This is a genomic window from Kitasatospora sp. NPDC001660 (assembly GCF_053596725.1).
The window spans coordinates 76,446-93,975 of record NZ_JBSFGU010000030.1; the positions used below are offsets into that span (position 1 = coordinate 76,446).

General features: G+C 74.5%; 16 protein-coding genes and 1 pseudogene. 9 read left to right on the forward strand and 8 right to left on the reverse strand.

The annotated features are described in order from the left end of the window. Positions 1-45 precede the first annotated feature (45 nt). On the reverse strand, positions 46-2,529 hold the full coding sequence (locus ACWCXH_RS27490) for a SpoIIE family protein phosphatase (protein WP_449804156.1): 2,484 nt from the start codon (positions 2,527-2,529) through the stop codon (positions 46-48). 165 nt (positions 2,530-2,694) lie between these two features. Here ACWCXH_RS27490 and ACWCXH_RS27495 point away from each other — a divergent pair, with 165 nt between their 5' ends. Next, positions 2,695-4,014 carry an outer membrane protein assembly factor BamB family protein gene (locus tag ACWCXH_RS27495; RefSeq protein WP_449804157.1) on the forward strand — a complete coding sequence of 440 codons (1,320 nt, stop codon included), beginning with the start codon at positions 2,695-2,697 and terminating at the stop codon, positions 4,012-4,014. 9 nt (positions 4,015-4,023) lie between these two features. Then, a complete protein-coding gene (locus ACWCXH_RS27500; RefSeq protein WP_449804158.1) occupies positions 4,024-4,659 on the forward strand; it encodes a uridine kinase in 636 nt (211 codons plus the stop codon). A 45-nt stretch (positions 4,660-4,704) separates the two neighbouring features. Here ACWCXH_RS27500 and ACWCXH_RS27505 read toward each other — a convergent pair whose 3' ends face one another. The 5 genes from ACWCXH_RS27505 to ACWCXH_RS27525 form a co-directional block, all read right to left on the reverse strand. Next, the gene (locus tag ACWCXH_RS27505; protein WP_449804159.1) at positions 4,705-5,547 is read right to left on the reverse strand and encodes a DNA-formamidopyrimidine glycosylase family protein; all 843 of its coding nucleotides are present in this window, start codon (positions 5,545-5,547) and stop codon (positions 4,705-4,707) included. A gap of 59 nt (positions 5,548-5,606) precedes the next feature. Continuing rightward, positions 5,607-6,065, reverse strand: coding sequence for a universal stress protein (locus ACWCXH_RS27510; RefSeq protein ID WP_449804160.1), 459 nt, complete (start codon positions 6,063-6,065; stop codon positions 5,607-5,609). Between the two features lie 126 nt (positions 6,066-6,191). Further along, positions 6,192-7,169 (reverse strand): zinc metalloprotease, encoded by a 978-nt coding sequence (locus ACWCXH_RS27515; RefSeq protein WP_449804161.1) that lies wholly within the window; start codon positions 7,167-7,169, stop codon positions 6,192-6,194. An 86-nt stretch (positions 7,170-7,255) separates the two neighbouring features. After that, positions 7,256-7,903 carry an AAA family ATPase gene (locus ACWCXH_RS27520; RefSeq protein WP_449804162.1) on the reverse strand — a complete coding sequence of 216 codons (648 nt, stop codon included), beginning with the start codon at positions 7,901-7,903 and terminating at the stop codon, positions 7,256-7,258. Between the two features lie 92 nt (positions 7,904-7,995). Then, on the reverse strand, positions 7,996-8,922 hold the full coding sequence (locus ACWCXH_RS27525) for an LLM class F420-dependent oxidoreductase (RefSeq protein ID WP_449804163.1): 927 nt from the start codon (positions 8,920-8,922) through the stop codon (positions 7,996-7,998). Positions 8,923-9,064: 142 nt separating this feature from the next. On the opposite strand from ACWCXH_RS27525, the gene ACWCXH_RS27530 reads away from it, so the two are divergent. The 4 genes from ACWCXH_RS27530 to ACWCXH_RS27545 all read left to right on the forward strand — a co-directional run bounded on the left by ACWCXH_RS27530 (position 9,065) and on the right by ACWCXH_RS27545 (position 11,280). Further along, on the forward strand, positions 9,065-9,418 hold the full coding sequence (locus tag ACWCXH_RS27530; RefSeq protein ID WP_449804164.1) for a DUF6401 family natural product biosynthesis protein: 354 nt from the start codon (positions 9,065-9,067) through the stop codon (positions 9,416-9,418). Positions 9,419-9,564: 146 nt separating this feature from the next. Beyond that, positions 9,565-10,362 carry an alpha/beta hydrolase gene (locus tag ACWCXH_RS27535; RefSeq protein WP_449804165.1) on the forward strand — a complete coding sequence of 266 codons (798 nt, stop codon included), beginning with the start codon at positions 9,565-9,567 and terminating at the stop codon, positions 10,360-10,362. A gap of 75 nt (positions 10,363-10,437) precedes the next feature. After that, positions 10,438-10,674: a hypothetical protein gene (locus tag ACWCXH_RS27540; protein WP_449804166.1), complete on the forward strand. Its 237-nt coding sequence runs from the start codon at positions 10,438-10,440 to the stop codon at positions 10,672-10,674. A gap of 102 nt (positions 10,675-10,776) precedes the next feature. Further along, positions 10,777-11,280, forward strand: coding sequence for an LURP-one-related/scramblase family protein (locus ACWCXH_RS27545; protein WP_449804167.1), 504 nt, complete (start codon positions 10,777-10,779; stop codon positions 11,278-11,280). Positions 11,281-11,304: 24 nt separating this feature from the next. Here ACWCXH_RS27545 and ACWCXH_RS27550 read toward each other — a convergent pair whose 3' ends face one another. After that, complete coding sequence (locus ACWCXH_RS27550) at positions 11,305-12,930, reverse strand: protein kinase domain-containing protein (RefSeq protein ID WP_449804168.1); 1,626 nt, start codon at positions 12,928-12,930, stop codon at positions 11,305-11,307. Positions 12,931-13,070: 140 nt separating this feature from the next. Here ACWCXH_RS27550 and ACWCXH_RS27555 point away from each other — a divergent pair, with 140 nt between their 5' ends. The 3 genes from ACWCXH_RS27555 to ACWCXH_RS27565 all read left to right on the forward strand — a co-directional run bounded on the left by ACWCXH_RS27555 (position 13,071) and on the right by ACWCXH_RS27565 (position 17,409). Next, positions 13,071-14,999, forward strand: a complete 1,929-nt coding sequence (locus ACWCXH_RS27555) for a glycoside hydrolase family 5 protein (protein ID WP_449804169.1) — start codon at positions 13,071-13,073, stop codon at positions 14,997-14,999. Positions 15,000-15,471: 472 nt separating this feature from the next. Then, a complete protein-coding gene (locus ACWCXH_RS27560; RefSeq protein WP_449804170.1) occupies positions 15,472-15,708 on the forward strand; it encodes a DUF397 domain-containing protein in 237 nt (78 codons plus the stop codon). A gap of 180 nt (positions 15,709-15,888) precedes the next feature. Next, on the forward strand, positions 15,889-17,409 hold the full coding sequence (locus ACWCXH_RS27565; protein WP_449804171.1) for a carboxylesterase/lipase family protein: 1,521 nt from the start codon (positions 15,889-15,891) through the stop codon (positions 17,407-17,409). 25 nt (positions 17,410-17,434) lie between these two features. Here ACWCXH_RS27565 and ACWCXH_RS27570 read toward each other — a convergent pair. Beyond that, positions 17,435-17,530: pseudogene (locus ACWCXH_RS27570) on the reverse strand (NADP oxidoreductase); the annotation flags it as partial.

The window sequence follows — 17,530 nt, forward strand, 5'->3', positions numbered from 1 at the left end:
ACCCTTCGTAGCGCCACCGGCCGACGAAAGTCGCCCCGGGGCGGGTCACCGCCGCACCGCCCCGCGGAACTCCGTGAGCAGCAGCGCGACGTCGTCCACCCGGTGCGTCGAGCCGACCTCCCGCAGCACCCGGTCCGCGAGCGCCTCCGGCCCCTCGTTCCGCCCGCCCTGCCCGAGCACGACCCGCAGTCGGTCTATGCCCTGGTCGATCGGCACCGCGGGGTCCTCCACCAGCCCGTCCGTGTACAGCGCGAGCACCGAGCCGGCCGCCAGGTGCAGCTCGCTGACCGGGTACTCCGCGCCGTCGTCCACCCCCAGCAGCGGCCCGCCCGCCACGTCCAGCGCCTCCGCCCGCCCGCCGGGGCGGCGCAGCAGCGGCGGCAGGTGCCCGGCCCGGGCGATGCGGACGGTGCCGTCGGCGGGGGTGAGCCGGATCAGGCAGCAGCTGGCGAGCAGCCCGGGGTCGAGGTCGAGGAGCAGCCGGTTGGTGCGGGCGAGGACGCGACCGGGCGGTTCGCCTCCGCTGGCGAAGGCGCGGACGGCGCTGCGCAGCTGGCCCATGGTGGCGGCGGCGCCGACGCTGTGGCCCTCGACGTCGCCGATCACGAGGGTGAGGTCGGCGCCGGTGACGATCGCGTCGTACCAGTCGCCGCCGATCTCCATGCCCTGGGTGCCGGGCAGGTAGCGGGCGGCGGTGCGCACGCCCGGCACGTCGGGCAGCCGGTGCGGCAGCAGCGCCTGCTGGAGGCCGCGGGCGAGCGCGAACTCGGCGTCGTAGAGGCGGGCGCGCTCCAGCGCCTGGGCGATGAAGCCGCCGAGGGCGGTGAGCAGGCCGCGCTCCTCGACGGTGAAGCGGCGGGGCTCGTCGAAGCCGAGGATGCAGCTGCCGACGGGTCGGCCGGAGGCGATGAGCGGGAGGAAGGCCCAGGCGCCCATCTCGTCGAGGGCGAGGCCGGGGTAGGCGGCGGCGAGTTCGCCGACGTTCTCGAAGAAGATCGGGGTGCCGGTGCTGAGCGTCTCCGCGCCGGGGATGCGGGCGCTGGTGGGGGTGCCCTCGAAGCGGTCGAGGAAGCCGTCGGGGTAACCGGTCTGGGAGACGAGGTGGAGGCGCTTGTCCCGGACGGCGTAGATGGCGAGCTCCTGGCCGCCGAAGGCCGGCAGGATCTGCTCGGCGACGGCCCGGCAGACGTCGGCGACGCTGACGGCTTCGGTGAGGGCGCTGGCGAGCTGGAGCAGGTGGTAGGTGTCGCCCACGCCGGGGCGGGCGCCGCGCGGCGGGGCGGCGGGCGGTCCGGCCGCGCCGGGCGGGGCCTCGGCGGCGACCACCCGGCCGGTGAGGCCGTGCGCGTCCGGGTAGAGGGAGAAGGCCAGCCAGCCGTCCGGCGGGCGGGTGGCGAGGAAGGCGGTGGGCTGCTGGGAGATCATCGCGGCCCGGTAGCGGTTTTCGTAGAAGGGGTCGGCGAGCCAGGGCATGGCCTCCCAGGGGAGGTGGCCGATCAGGTCCTCGCGCGCCGCGCCGAGCAGGGGTTCGACGCCGCGGTTGGCGTAGGTGATGCGGCCGTCCGGGTCGAGCGAGAAGACGCCCTCGCACAGTCGCTCGACGGCTGCCGCGGCGGCGGTGAGGGTGTGGGTGTCCAGAACGGCGCCGACCAGGTGGGGGCCGTGCTCCTCGATCGTCTTCGGCACGCGCGCCCACAGCTCCACCGGGTACGGGCGGCCGTCGCGGCCGAGCACGCGCAGGCAGGCGGCCAGCACCTCGCCGCGGTCGAGGGCAAGTTTGACGGCGGCCCGGAACTCCGGCAGGTCGCCCGGTGCGATCCGGGCGGTGAGCGAGGTGACCCGGCCGTCGAACTCGCCGGGTGCGAAGCCGAGGATCTCCCGGAACTGCTCGTCGGCGGCGAGCGTGCCGGTGGCCACGTTCCAGTCGAACAGGCCCACCCGGGTGGTCGGCGTGGACGGCGCGGGCAGCTCCACCACCGGGGTGTCCCCGTTCGGCTCGCGGGCCCGCCCGGCCGCCGCCAGCCCGGCGAGCCCGGCCGCGAGGCGCTCCGCGACCGACCGCAGCCGGCGCGGCGCGCCGTGCGGCACGCCCTCGTCGGAGGCCGCCCACAGGACGCTCAGCACCCCGAACCGCTCCCCGCCGGCCGTCACCGGCACGTAGGCGGAGGCGAAGTCGTACGGCATGCCGACCGCGAGCTGCGGGAAGCGCCGCATGGTGTCCTCGGTGTCGGCGAGGGTGATCGTCCGCCTGGTGCGGAAGCTGACCGCCACCGGCAGCGGCCCGGCCGCCGCGACCCGCCGGAACGCGCTCACGATCGACAGCGGCACCCCGGCGATCGTGCACAGCACAAGCGAGCGCCGGTCCCGCGAGCGCAGGTACACCATCGCCCCGTACGCCCCCGTCGCCCCGAGCGCGGCCCGGACGGCGCCCGCCAACAGGGCGTCCCGCTCCTGCACCGCCCCGGCGGCGGCATCGGGCTCCCTGGGGCGGTGCGGCCCGTGCGGACCGGCGTGCACACCCTGGCGCATGCTCTTTTGCTACGCCGGGCCCCGAACGGTGTCAAGGCGAAGCCACCCCGCCCACCGGGCCCCGGCGGCGGACCACGGTGCGGGGACGGACGGTTCGAGTGCCGTTCGATATCCTCCGGGTGATCGGCACCGCGAGGGCTGCCCCGGGGGAAGTAGGTTGTCAGGATGCAGTCGTCCTCGTCCGAGCGCGGTGTCCAGGAGGCCGCGTGGGTGTGGGACGGGGAGGACGGGGGCGATGGCGGCGGGGCCCCCGGCGACGTGGTCGGCGGAGGTGGTGACGGGCCCCGGCTGAGCCGGCGCCGGCTGCTGGCCGGGGCCGGGGTGCTGGCCGCCGGCGGGGCGGTGTGGGCGTTCGGCCGCCGAGGTGCGGACCGGCCCGCGCCCGCACCGGCGCCGACCACGCCGCCGCCCGTCGCCGTCTCCGGGCCGACCCCGGTGTGGACGTACCGCGGGCCCGAGGCCATGACGCCCGAGCGGCTCACCGCCCGTCCGAACCGGCCGCTCTACGTCACGAGCGCCGGCCTCCAGCTGCTCGACCCGGCCACCGGCGCCCCCACCCGCCTGCTCCGTCTCGCGCCCCCGGACCGGAACTACGGCGACGACGCCACCTCCGCCCGGGTGGTGATCAGCGGCGACCGGGTGTTCACGACCTCCCAGGGCCACATCGACGGCCGCCACCTCGCCGACCCCGCCGCCGACCTCACCGTCGCCCTGCCGGAGGCCGTCACCGACGACGTCGTCCTCGCCGGCTGCGACGGCACCGCCCTCTACGGCACCGCCTACGGCCGGACCCCGCCCGGGGGCGGGGTCCCGGGGCAGAAGACCTTCGCGGTGCGCATCGCGGACAGCACGCTCCTCTGGGCCTCCCCCGCCGACCTCGGCGAGAAGCTGCTCGCCCCCTCGGCCGACCCCACCGGCGTCATCGCCTCCGTCCGCTCCCCCGAGGGCCGCACCGAGCTGGTCGTCCGGGACGCCGCGACCGGCCGGCAGCGCTGGACGGCGCCGGGGCACGAGAACCTCCGCTGGTGCACGGTGGGGCAGCGCGCCGTCCACGTTCCCGACGGCTCCGGCGGCCTGTGCGCCCTCGACCCGGCCACCGGCGCGCAGCTCTGGACGCTCGCCCCCGCCCGCGGCGAGAACTGGCGCGCGTTGACCCCGGTCGCCGCGGGCGGCACGATCTACCTCCCGCGCGACAACGGCCTGGTCACCGCCCACGCCGAGACCGCCCCGGACGCGCTCTGGTCACTCAGGCTGCCGTTCCTGCTGGACACCCGCAGCCACCCGATGGTGGTCGGCGGCGTCGTCTACGTGCCGGGCCCGGCCGGCGGCGGCGTGTGCGCGATCGACGCCGCGACGGGCCGGCCGCTCTGGACCTTCCGCGACTCCGGTCCCGGCAAGGACGTGTGGTCGCTCGCCGCCGACGCGAAGTGCCTGTACGCGGGCCACGACGACGTCCTGCACGCGCTCCCGCTGGCCACGGTCTAGGCGGCCCCGGTGCAGGTACGCCCGATCTCCCCCGAACGGCTCGCCGAGCACCTCGCCGACCGGATCACCACCCTGCCCGGCGCCGGGCGGCGATGGCTGCGGGTGGCCGTCGACGGCGCCCCCGCCGCCCGCCCCGGGGACCTCGCCGACGCCCTGGTCGAGCCGCTGCGGCTGCGCGGCCGCCCCACCCTGCGGGTGTCCGCGAGCGGCTTCCTGCGCCCGGCGTCCGTCCGCCTGGAGTACGGCAAGCAGGACGCGGACGCCTTCCACGACCTCTGGCTCGACGACGGCGCACTGTTGCGCGAGGTCCTCGACCCGCTGGAGCCGGGCGGCACCGGCCGCGTCCTGCCGTCCCTGCGCGACCCGGTGACGGACCGCTCCACCCGCGCGCCGTACACCCGGCTCCCGCCCGGCGGTGTGCTGCTGCTCGACGGCGCGCTGCTGCTCGGCCGCTGGCTGCCGCTGGAGCTGACCGTCCACCTCGCCCTCACCCCGGCCGCGCTCGCCCGCCGCACGCCCGCCGACGAGCGGTGGACGCTGCCCGCCTTCGCCCGCTACGAGGACGAGACGGCCCCGTCCGAGGCCGCGGACGTCACCGTCCGCGTCGACGACCCCCGCCGCCCGGCCCTGGTCGAGCGCGACTGAGCGCCCAGCGGCCGATCGCCCGGCGGCCGGTCTCCCCACGCCTGATCACGCACCCAGCCGACGGCCCGGCGTGCGCGGTCCGGCGCTGCGGACCTCCGGCGCGGGGCCGCGCTGGCAGTACGGGCACCAGTACGCCACGCGGTCCTGCGGCGGGGTGCCCTGGCGGGCGGTCAGGACGAGGGTGCCGCAGCGCGGGCACGGGCGGCCGGCCCGGCCGTAGACCCAGTGCTGGTGGCCGTGGCGGGTGTCGCCGGTGGTGATGTGGCCGGGGCGCAGCTTGTTGGCGTCGAGGAGTTCCCGGGCGCGCTCCACGAGCCGGTCGGGGCTGTGGAGTTCGCCGATCGGGGTCCACGGGGTGACGCCGGCGAGGTAGCTGAGCTCGTTGGCGTAGACGTTGCCGATGCCGGCGAGGTTGCGCTGGTCGAGGAGGGCCTCGGCGAGGGGGCGCCCGGGGTGGGCGAGCAGGCGGCGGACGGCTTCGACCGGGTCCCAGTCGGGGCCGAGGAGGTCGGGGCCGAGGTGGCCGACGGCGCGTTCCTCGTCGGCGGTGCGCAGCAGTTCGACGACGGGCAGCCGGTAGCCGACGGCGGTGCCGCGCTCGGTGGCGAGGACGGCGCGGATCTGCCAGGCGGGGCCGCCGGCCCAGCGCTCGCCGGGGCGGTAGACCTCCCAGCGGCCGTCCATCCGCAGATGGGTGTGGAGGGTGAGGCCGCCTTCGAGGCGGGTGAGGAGGTGCTTGCCGCGCGGGGCGACCTCCAGGACCCAGCGGCCGGCGAGCGTGGCGGTGGCGTGGGCGGGAACCCTCAGGTCGGCGGCGGTGAGCCGCACCCCGGCGAGGGTGTCGCGCAGCAGGGCCGCCACGCGGTAGACGGAGTCACCTTCTGGCATGAGTCCATCCTGCCCCGCGCGGCGGCCCGGTGCGGCGGCCGAATGCGGCGGCCGGGTGCCTACCCCTCGCCGGGGGCGGGTACCTGGCCCTCCCGGATGACGACGACCGGGCAGGGCGCGTGCTCGGTGACGTGGCGGCTGACGGAGCCGAGCAGCGCGCCGGAGAAGCCGCCGAGGCCGCGACTGCCGACGACGAGGAGCGCGGCGCCGTGGGCCGCCTGCAGCAGCGCCCCCGTGGCGTTGCCCGGAATCACGCTCTGGTTGACCGGTACGCCGGGGGCGTCGCCGGCCACCCTGGCGACGGACTCGGCGAGGGTCGTCCCGGCGATGTCCTCGGGGTTGAACCCGTCGGGCGGCACGCTCGTCCCGGCCCAGCCGTAGAACGCGGGGTATTCCCAGGCGGCGACCGCGTGGACGCTGCCTCCGACGGCCCTCGCGTAGTCGAGGGCCCACCGCAGGGCCTGCTCGGAGGCGGGCGATCCGTCCACACCGACGACGATCCGGGGGATGCCGGTCATGGCGTTGCTCCTTTCGGGTAACGGTTTCCCTGCCAACCTAGATCAAATCGGGCATAACGCCGGGCGGCGCCACGCCGGGCGGACCACAGGCTGCGCGCCGCCGGCCGCAGGCCGCCCCAGGCTCAATCAACTCCGGTATGCCACCCATGAGTTGGCCATCCGCTGGACCTGTCCCGGGGTGAACTGGGTCATGCAGGAGTCGTAGCTGTAGTCCATGAAGTTGTGGATCGGGTCGAGGCCGAGCCCCGGGCAGGTGTGACGGCCCTCGGGGCAGCCGTAGGCCGGGCTGCGCTCGGGCGGGGTGTCGTCCACGTAGTCGCCCGGGGGCAGACAGCCGCCCTGGAAGGTGTGGAAGAGGCCGAGCCAGTGGCCGATCTCGTGGGTGGCGCTGGAGCCCGCGTTGTAGTTGGCGGCCGAGCCGCCGGGCAGGGAGGCGTCGAGCACGACGACACCGTCGTCGGTCGGGTCGGAGCGGTAGAGGTCGGGGAAGGTCGCCCAGCCGAGCAGGGACTGGCCGAGCCTGGCCGTGTAGAGGTTGAGGGTGCCGGCACCGCCCTTGCGTAGCCGGCTCTTCATCGCACGCTCGGCGGCGGATCCGGGCGTCATGCCGTAGTACCAGTCGGAGTTGTCGGTGTGGTCGGTGCCGGCCAGCGCGAACTGGAAGCCGGTCGGGGTGTTGCCCTCGCCCTGGCCGCCGTAGGTCGCGTTGAGGTGGTCGACCTGGGCGGCGACGGTGGCGTCGGCGAGGCGGCCGGTGTCGCCCGCGTGGATCACGTGGACGTACACCGGGATCGTCGTGGTGCCACCGAGGGCGTGTGAGCCGGCGAGCTGGGCGAGGTGGGAGCGGAGGTCGTCGTCCATGGCCTGGGCCTGGGCGGCGGTGACGGAGTTCGGGTCCCGCCCGCCGTCGCTCCCGGCGGGCCGGCGGGCAGCGGCGTCGGTGCCGTCGCACGCCGCGGAGGCGGCGGAGGCGGCGGAGGCGGCCACCGGGGCGATGTGCGCGGCCGGGGCCCTGACCTGCCCCAGGCCGGCGGCCGCGACGAGCGCGGCGGCGCAGGGGAACAGGCGGAGGGCACGCGAGCGCACCCGAACGGAACGGCGCATCTGCGCTCCTGACGAGGGGATCTGACGGGGCGCCGGCTGCTACGGCCGGGCCGGGCCGGGGCCGGCCGCGCGCGGACTCGCCGAGACTACGACGCCACGAAGACGATCTCCCGCAGGGCACGCGCGGCGGCCCGGTCGAGTACCACGGCCGACGCACACCCGGCCGGCCGCTCCCCCGCGCCAAGGCCCTCGTACAGGCGACGGGCGGCGGCGCGGTGCCGCGCGAAGGCGTACCGGGAGACGGCCCGCCCGCGGACCCGCTGGCCGTCGAGCGCGGTGTCGGCGTCGGCGTCGAGGAGCAGCAGGTGCACCCGCCGCCCCTGCCGCCCGGCGGCGGCGACGAGCCAGGCCCGCACCCAGGGCAGCGCGCCGCAGTCGTGCACCGCGAGCGGCCCGCCGTCGAGCACGGCGCGCCGCAGCCGCCGGTAGTGGGCGAGCCGGACGAGCGGGCGGTAGAGCGCGTACGGGAGGCGGGCGGGCAGGCGGGCCGCGTACTCCTCGCGGACCTGCTGGGAGTCGATCAGCGGGGCACGGATGCTGTGCCGCATGAGGGTGCTCTTGCCGCTGCCGGGCAGGCCGGAGACGACCAGGAGGTCGCCCGCGGGGTAGTGCAGCACCCCCGGGGCGGAAGCGCTGCGCAGGTCGTGCAGCCCGTGGGGGCGCAGCGCCCCGGGGGCGGACCGGGGCGGCGGCACCCGGGGTGCCGCCGCCTCCCCCGTTCGCGTCCTGGTCACCGGGCCTCCCCCTGCCGTTCCTCCACCTGGAGCATCGCGCATTCCCAAGAGGGAGTAAAGAGCCGTGGTCAGAGCGGGTGCGGGGATACCGGTCAGTCCAGCTGCGGGGCGACGGCGGTCGCGATGAGCTCCAGGTGGTCGAGGTCGTGCAGGTCGAGGATCTGCAGGTAGATCCGCCCGGTGCCGACGGCGGCGTACCGGCCGATCTTCTCCACGACCTCCCCCGGGGTGCCGGCCAGGCCGTTCGCCCTCAGCTCGTCGATCTCGCGGCCGATCGCGGCGGCCCGCCGGGCCACCTCGGCGTCGTCGCGCCCGACGCAGGCGACCTGCGCGGCCGAGTACACGAGGTCGTCCGCCCGGCGGCCGGCCCGCTCGGCGGCGACGCGCACCCGGCCGAACTGCGCCTCGGTGTCCTCGATCGAGGAGAACGCCAGGTTGAACTCGTCCGCGAAGCGCGCAGCCAGGGCCGGCGTGCGCTTCGGCCCGTGCCCGCCGACCAGCACCGGGATGCGCTCCTGCACCGGCTTGGGCAGGGCCGGCGAGTCGGTGAGGGTGTAGTACCGGCCGGCGAAGTCGAAGCTCTCGCCGGGCTCGGTCCGCCAGAGGCCGGTGATGATCTCCAGTTGCTCCTCCAGCCGCCCGATCCGCTCCTTCGGGAAGGGGATGCCGTACGCGCGGTGCTCGTCCTCGAACCAGCCGGCGCCGAGGCCGAACTCGACCCGGCCGCCGCTCATCGCGTCGACCTGGGCGACCTGGATCGCGGTGACGCCGGGCTGCCGGAAGGTGGCGGCGGTCATCAGGGTGCCCAGGCGGATGGTGCTGGTGTCGCGGGCGAGGCCGGCCAGGGTGATCCAGGCGTCGGTGGGACCGGGCAGGCCGTCGACGCCGCCCATCCTCAGGTAGTGGTCGGAGCGGAAGAAGGCGCTGAACGCGCCCAGGTCCTCGGCGGCGCGGGCGACCGTCAGCAGGGTCTCGTAGCTCGCACCCTGCTGGGGCTCGGTGAAGATTCGAAGATCCATGAGGGCCATTCTCGTACCGCCGGCCCGCCGGTCACGCGACGGAACCGGCCAATGCACGAGGTGTCCGCGAGGTGGCCAAGGTCTCAGCACGGAACCGTCACCGCTCGCCGCTCCCGCCCCCGGGTTCGCCTACCGTGGACGGATGTTCGCCACCTCCGACGAGTCCTTCGGCCGCTTCCCCGACGAACCGGCCGGCTGCCCGCTGCCGGGCATCGTCGCCGCCTTCACGCCGCGGCTGGCCGAGTTCGCGTTCGAGCCCGGCTTCGTCGCGACGGTCGACCAGCACGCCGCCGAACTGCGCGAGCTCCTGTACGCGCAGGGGCCGGAGCTGCTGCCCTGGCCCCTGGACCGCGAGGAACTGTCGCAGTACGCGCTCGGCTTCCTGGACGCGCTCGCCGAGATCGGCTGGCGGGAGCCGGTCGGGTACGACTTCGCCGTCGGACGGCTCACCGCGATCTGCTGGCTGGTCCGCGAGCACGGGCTGCTCCCCGCTTAGGGCTTTTCGTTCCGGTGCCAGGCTCCTGCGGCTTGATCCCCCCGGGTGAACCGGGCTCCGCGCGACGCACCGGCGACCGGGGACGTCAGCGCGCGTACAGTTGGCGGTCCACGGACGAAGGGCGCGGGGGGCTGGGAGGACGCGGAGTGAGCGGGACGATCAGGGCCGGCGTCGACGACGACTCGACCAGTCGGGCGGACACGGCGGCCGGGCCGCTGCCCGGCGGGCACCGGGCGCTGCACTGGCGGGTCCGGCCGGAGCGGCCCGGTGCGGCCGTCCTCGTGCTGCACGGCGGCGAGGAGCGCAACCTCGCCCGGCCCGGCCGTCTCAACCTGCCGCTGCTCCGGATGCACGGCTTCCTCCGCGCGCTGCGCCGGGACACCGCCGGGGCCGGCATCGCCATCGGCACCGTCCGCTACCGCCACCGTGGCTGGAACGACGAGCGCGCCGACGCCGCCCGGGACGCGTTCGTCGCCCTCGACGAGCTCCGCGAGGAGCTCGGCGGCGTGCCGACCGTCCTGATCGGGCACTCGATGGGCGGCCGGGCGGCGCTGCGCGCGGGCGGCCACCCGAACGTCACCGGCCTCGTCGCGCTCGCCCCCTGGTGCCCGGCCGACGACCCGTGCGAGCACCTCGCCGACCGCGACGTGCTGATGCTGCACGGCGACCGCGACACCGTCACCCCGCCCGCCGACACCCACGCCTTCGCCGCCCGCAGCCGCGCCGCCGGCGCCCGTGTCTGCGGCTACACCGTCACCGGCAGCGGTCACGCGATGCTCCAGCGCATCCCCGACTGGCACCGCGCCACGGCCCGCCTCGCCACCGCGATGCTCGGCCTGCGCGACCTGCCCGCCGAGACCGTCTCCGCACTCGCCCTGCCGCGGGGCTCCCGCGAGGCGCTCACCCTCCCGCTGCCGCGCCAGCCCCGGCGCGGCGACGCCTGACCGGTCACCGGACCCGTCGGCGAAACGGAGGCATCGGACTCGCCGCGCCCGTGGCGCCGTGCTGTCGTTGGCCACATGCACACCACACTGATCCGCCGCGCGGCCCTGACCGTCGCCGCCGCCCTCCTCGCCACCGGCGCCGCCGCCCCGGCCTCGGCCGCCCGGCGCGATGTCACCGCCGAACAGTGCCACGCGGCCGGCGGACACGTGGAGGGCGTCGGCTACTGCACCGGCGCCGAGGGCGAGGACGAGTGGGGGGCGGACATCGACGGGCAGGGCATCAACCCCCAGCCGAACCTCTGGGACCGGTAAAGGCCCACCCCCTCGCGGTCCCCCGCACCGATCAGCCGCTACGCTCTGTGCGCGCCGCGCCGCAGGGCCGGCGGACACGATCAGCACGGGGGGATTCGCCAGATGCGTTACCTGGTCCGCGACCGCATGTTCGCCTTCCACGAGGAGGCCTGGATCGAGACCGAGCACCGGGAGAGGCTCTACCGGGTCAACCGGAAGTTCCTCCGGCTGCGGCGGACCTTCGCCCTGGTCGACACCCGCGGCGAGCACGTCGCGAGCATCGTCCGCAAGGCCTTCACGATCCACCACACCCTCCTCATCAAGCAGGAGGGCGCGGTGACGGCCAAGATCAGCAAGAAGATGTTCTCCCTGTTCGGCGACCGTTTCAAGGTGCGCCTGGCCGACGGCCGGCGGCTGCGGATAGCGGGCAACCTGTGGGACCGCGAGTTCGACATCCAGCACGAGGGCACGACCCTCGCCCACATCTCCCGCCGCTGGTTCACGGTCCGCGACGCCTACGCCGTCGACGTCCTCTACCCGCAGGACGCGCTCCTCCTGCTCGTCCTCGCCGTGTGCGTGGACCACGTCCTCCAGGACGCCAAGGGCGACCAGCTCACCAACCTCTGACGGCCCCGGCGCCCGCCGACGGGGTCAGGAGCCCTTGGGGTAGGTGCGGATGACGTTGCCCTTGGGGTCGGTTTCGAGGTAGCCGTCGCCGTAGTCGTCGCCGAGGTAGACCAGGAGGGCAGGGGCCTGGTCGAGGATGTCGGATTCGGCAACCACGTAACGCGACGTCGGCTGGGGGACGTTGATGCTGTCCTGGGCCTTCTTCAGGAGGCCGGGGAGCAGGTCCCAGTTGTACTGGCCGAGATCGAAGAGCTTGTCGGTGGGCATGATCGAACCGCTCCCGGCGACGGCCTCCTTGGTGAACTCGCCGTCGCGGTACTCGATGCGGTCGTAGCCCTTGGGCTGGCCGGCGACGGGGACCCTCGCGATCGCGTACTCGGGGTAGATGGTCAGCTCCCAGACCATGCCGTTCGGCGCGAACGGGTGCAGGGCGTCCACCACCTTCCGGACGCCGTCGGGGGTGAGGAGGTCCACCTTGGCGGCGGGCGTCTCGGGGGCGACGGACGGCAGCGCGAGCCCGGAGGGCGGGACGGCTGCCGGGGTGGCGCCGGTGCCCGCGGAGACCTTCGTCCCGGCCGTGACCGTGGTCGAGGGGGCCGCGGTGCTGCCGCCCTGGTGCATGTACCAGTTCAGGCCGCCGTAGCCGAGCCCGACGACGACGGCCGCCACGGCGAGGGGCGCGAGGCTGCGCCGCGACGGGGCCGGAGCCGGGGTCGGAGCCGTGACCGGGCCCGACGGGACGACGTCCATCGGCGGCGGCCCGGGCCGCAGGTTCGTCGTCTGCACCGTCATCGGCGGGGGCGTCGGGAAGTCGTGCTCGGCCGCCGCGAGCATCCGGTCGAACTGCTCGGCGTCCGGGCGCACCGCCGGGTCCTTGGCGAGCACGGCGGACAGCAGCGGCCCGAGCGGGCCGGCCCGGTGCGGGGGCGGGAGCGGCTCGTCGAGGACGGCGGCGAGGGTCGCGAGGGTGCTCGCGCGGCGCAGCGGGTGGTAGCCCTCCAGCGAGACGTACAGCATCATGCCGAGCGACCACAGGTCGGAGGAGGGGTTGCCCTCCTGGCCGCGGAGGCGTTCGGGTGCGATGTACTCGGGCGAGCCTATGAGCGCGCCGGTCGCGGTGAGGGCGGTGGCGTCCTGGATCGCGGCGATGCCGAAGTCGGCGAGCACCGGGGTGCCGTCGGGGCGCAGCAGGACGTTGCCGGGCTTGACGTCGCGGTGCTGGATGCCGACGGCGTGGGCGGCGCGGAGCGCGGCGAGGACGCCGCGGCCGATCCGGGCGGCCTCGGCGACGCCGAGCGGGCCCTGGCCGAGGCGGTCGGCGAGGCTGCCGCCGGAGACGAGCTCCATGACGAGCCAGGGGTGCGGGTGTTCGGGGGTGTCGACGATGTGGTGGATGACCACGACGTTGGGGTGCTGGAGGCGCGCGAGCGCCCGGGCCTCGCGCAGGACGCGCTCGCGCAGCTCCCGCGCCATGGCCGGATCGGCGGCGGCCGTGGCCGGGTCCGGCGGGCGGACCTCCTTGAGGACGACCTCGCGCTGCAGCGCGGTGTCGAGGGCCCGCCAGACCAGGCCCATGCCTCCGCCGCCGAGCTGCTGGAGCAGGTCGAACCGGCCGTCGATGAGGCGTCTCTCCGCCCCCGGTGCATTCATGGCGGTCATCGTAGGGGGCGGCGGGGACACCACGTGCACGAGGTGGGGGCGACGCATGGCATGACCGTCACAAACAGGGGAAGTGAGGTGGAGGACCACCAGCGTCCGGTCTCCATCACCCTCACCACGTCGGGATCACCATGAGAAGACTCGCGATACGTTTGCTGTCGCTCGCAACGACTCTGTGTGCATTGGCTGTTGCACCGCCCCCGGCCGCTTCGGCCGCCGTGGTGCCGGCGCCGGTGGCGCTCACCGGCGCGCAACTGTCGGCCTCCTGGACGGGACCGCTGAGCACCCGGGGGCGGTACGTCGTCGACGCCGGCGGGAACCGCTTCAAGTTGCGGTCCGGGAACTGGTCCGGGGCGCAGGGCACTTGGGAGGGCAGTGGGGACCCGAACGACCCGGCGAACAACCAGGCCGGGCAGGTCTCGTACAACCTGCCGCTCGGGCTCGACCGGGCGCCACTGACGGAGATCCTGGCGGGCTTCCACAGCCTCGGACTGAACAGCGTGCGGCTGCCGTTCGCGGACGCGATGATCCACGACGGCACCGCCGTCCCGGACGCCGCCGTCGCCGCCAACCCCCAGTTGCGCGGCAGCACACCGCTCCAGGTGTACGACGCCGTGGTCTCGGCCCTCACCTCGGACGGGTTCGCCGTCATCCTCAACAACCACACGACCACGTACCGGTTCTGCTGCGGGCTCGACGGCAACGAGCGCTGGAACAGCAGCCAGTCGACCCAGCAGTGGGAGGACGACTGGCTGTTCATGGCGAACCGGTACCGCGACAACAAGCGCGTCGTCGGCGCGGACCTGCGCAACGAGGTGCGGCGGGACACCTGGGACGACCCCAACTGGGGCATGGGCGACGGCCATGACGAGTACGCCGCGTTCGAGGAGGCGGGCAACCGGATCCTCCGGGCCGACCCCGATCTGCTGATCATCATGGAGGGCATCAACTGGCAGGGCATCCCGCTGGCGGGCCTGCCGCACGGCCGGCCGATGCTCACGCCGGTGGCCACGCTCTCCAACACCCTCGTCGACTCCGGCAAGTTGGTCTACTCGGCACACTTCTACGCCTACACCGGACCGGCCAACACCGGCGCGGGCAGCGGACTGGGCGCCACCGGCGACCCGCGCTACCAGGACTTCACGCCCGAGCAGCTCGCCGCGGCCGTGGACGACGAGGCCCTCTTCGCCACCCGGACCGGACAGCACTTCACCGCGCCGGTCTGGATCAGCGAGTTCGGCGCGGGTGGACGCGGTTCGACGGACGCCAAGGAGCACGCCTGGTTCGACAACTTCACCGCGATCCTCGCCGCACACGACACCGACTTCGCCGTGTGGCCGCTCGTCGGCTGGCACAACAATGGTGTCCCGCAGGACAGTTGGGCGCTGCTGCACTACGACCGGTCCGGGCGGCGGCTCAGCGTCGAGGACCCGGGCGACTGGCGCGCGGACGACTGGAACCGGCTGGTCACCGCCCCCTCGTACACCGGCCCGGTGGCGGACGCACCGCACTGGAACATGCTCGACCTCGACCACGCCGACCAGAACGTGTCCCGCCGCATGCTCGACCTGCCGGACTGGAGCAGCGGCAACCGCAAGGGGAACTGCCCGGACGGGCAGCGCCTGATCGGCCTCGGGCGCAGCGACAGCCGCGGCCTGTGCACGGACGCCGGGCAGCCGGGCACCGGGGCGGGAGACTGGGTCGCGGTGACCGACGAGCGCTACGTCACGGACGGCGACTGGGCCTCCGGCTACAACAAACTCCAGTGCCCGAACGGGGACTTCGCCGTCGGCTACAGCGTCCACAGCAATGCGATGGCGGCCCTGCTGTGCGCACCGGCGACCGGCACGCTGCCCACGACCGGGCGCGTCCTGTGGTTCGACCACGGTGACAACCGGCCGCAGGCGTCGACGGGCGCCGATTCGGCTGCCAGCGACTGGGCCCCGGGCTACTACAAGGGCCAGTGCGCCGCGGGCGAGTACGTCGCGGGCGTGGCGATGACCTGGCGCTGGCTGCACTACGGCGTGCCGGACGCGCTGCTCTGCCGCGCGCTGGGCTGAGCACCACCCCGGGCCGTCCTCGCGCGGAGGGCGGCCCGGCCTTTCCATAACCGCTGCTCCAGGTCGTGGACTTAAGTGCACGGGTACTGAGCTCTTTCATGGTTGCGTGCAGGAAGTCGGCCTGGTCGACTTCCTGAAACCGGCCGGCCCTCGCTCCCGAAGGACCGGAGGGACGTTTCAATAGCCACGTTCGGGATCGGCGGCGGAATCCGCCCCTTGTAAAATGGAGGTCTCATCAAATCCGCCGAGCCTGATTGGGTCCGTCAGTCGAATGAATGATTGGGTCAGCCAGCCCGCCGGTTTTGGGCACGGAGCCGGACCATGGCGGAGGCGCCCCCGTCGCAGGAAGTCGGCCCGACCGACTTCCTGCGTGGCGGTTCGGGGCCCACGTCCGGGTCGTGCAGGAGCGTACGCCACCCGCTGCCGGGCCGCCGGGGCTCCCCGGAAGTCTTGGGCCGGTGACCGCCGCGGCGTGTTCCACGGCAGCAAATCCCCCGGCGGCCAGGGAACTTACGTGGAGCCCGGCGAGGAGGAGATCGCCCGGGTTCACGTCGGCAACGGCGGTGGCGGCTGCATCGAGGTGGATGACGCGCACCCGGGCAGGGTCCGCGACTCCAAGGACCCCCAGGGTCCCACACTCGTCTTCCCGACCGAGGCTTGGCGGTCGTTTGTCTGCGCTGTCCAGGCCGGTGAATTCGGCGAGGTCTGAGCCCCCGTCAACCTCCCCAGGCCGCCCGCTCGATCCGAGCGGGCGGCCTGTTTTGTGGTCGGAATCCCCTATCACCACCGCGTGATACATCTGTATCATCGGGGTGCTCGGCCAGGATTCCGAGCTTCTCTTCCGAGCCATGCATCCAACCCATGCCTCCGACCCGGAAGGTCTCCGAACATGCCAAAGTTCTCCGCGCTCCTCGTGGGCGCGCTACTCACCGCGCTCGCCCTGCCCGCCGCGCCGGCCTCAGCCGCAGCGCCCGATGCGGACCCCATCGCCGCCACCGACACCGGACGCGTCCACGGCAGCGCCCACAACGGGTACCGCACGTTCCAGGGCATCCCCTACGCCGCCCCGCCCACCGGCGACCTGCGCTGGCGCGACCCGCAGCCCGTCATACCGTGGTCCGGCCCGCGCGACGCGACCGCGCCCGGCAACCGCTGCCCGCAGGGTACGACCGGCGACGAGGACTGCCTCTACCTCAACGTCACCGCCCCGCAAGGCGCCAAGCACCGCCCGGTCGTCGTCTGGCTGCACGGCGGAAGCTTCACCGGCGGCGCCGGCAGCGACTACGACCCGCACCGCATGGCCGTCGACGGCGACGTCGTCGTGGTGACGGTCAACTACCGGCTCGGCATCTACGGGTACTTCGGCTACCCGGGCCTCGCCGGCTCCGGCGACTTCGGCCTCGCCGACCAGCAGGCCGCGCTGCGCTGGGTGCGCCGCAACGCCGCCGCGTTCGGCGGCGACCCCGGGAACGTCACGCTGGCCGGGCAGTCGGCGGGCGGGATGAGCGTGTGCTCCCAGCTCACCTCGCCCTCCGCTGCGGGCCTGTTCGACAAGGCGGTCATCCAGAGCGGCTCCTGCCTCATCGACTACCCGAAGGCGCTGTTCTGGCCGACCATGCCGGCCGGCTCGCCGTGGACCAGCCGGGCCGCCGTCGAGTCGGCGGGCAGTGCGCTCGGCACCGCCCTCGACTGCACCGATGTCGACTGCCTGCGGCGCAAACCCGCCGCCCAACTGGTCGACCACCTCGGGCAGTTCGTCAAACCCGCGTACGACACGCCACTGCTTCCCGCCGAACCGGCCCAGGCGCTGCGGGACGGCCGGTTCCAGCGCGTCCCGGTGCTCCAGGGCGGCACGCGCGACGAGCACCGCGGCTTCGCCGCCGTCCTGAACCTGGGGCATCCGATGACCGAGCAGGGCTACCACGACCTGCTGGCGCAGAGCTTCGGTGACCGGGCCGACGCCGTCGCCGAGCGGTACCCGGCGAGCGACTACCCCTCCCCCGCCGTCGCGTGGGCGACCGTCGCCACCGACCGGATCTGGTCATGCCCGACGCTGGCGAGCGACCGTCTGCTCGCCCGTCACACCTTTGTGTACGCCTACGAGTTCGCCGACCGCAGCGCTCCCGTGTCGGCCGGGCTCCCGGCGGGCTTCCCCTACGGGGCCTACCACGCCTCGGAGTTGCCCTACCTGTTCGACGTCGCCGGTCTGCCCACGACGCTCGACCCGGGACAGCAACGGCTCGCCGAGCGCATGATTCACTCGTGGACGCACTTCGCCGCCACCGGGTACCCGTGGCAGCAGTTCGACGAGGACGGCGGCGAGGCCCGCAGCCTGGCGCCGGGCGAGGGGGCGCGGACGGTCGACCTGGCGGACGAGCACAACTGCGACCTCTGGTCGCAGGACTCCTGACGCGACCGGCTGTGGGGGTGCCGGGAATCTCGGCGATCAGGCCGTCGCGCTCCTTCGGGTAGTAGTTGCCGGTGTCGATCACGGCGAAGCCCTCGGCGGCCCCGGCGAACAGGCCTCCGGG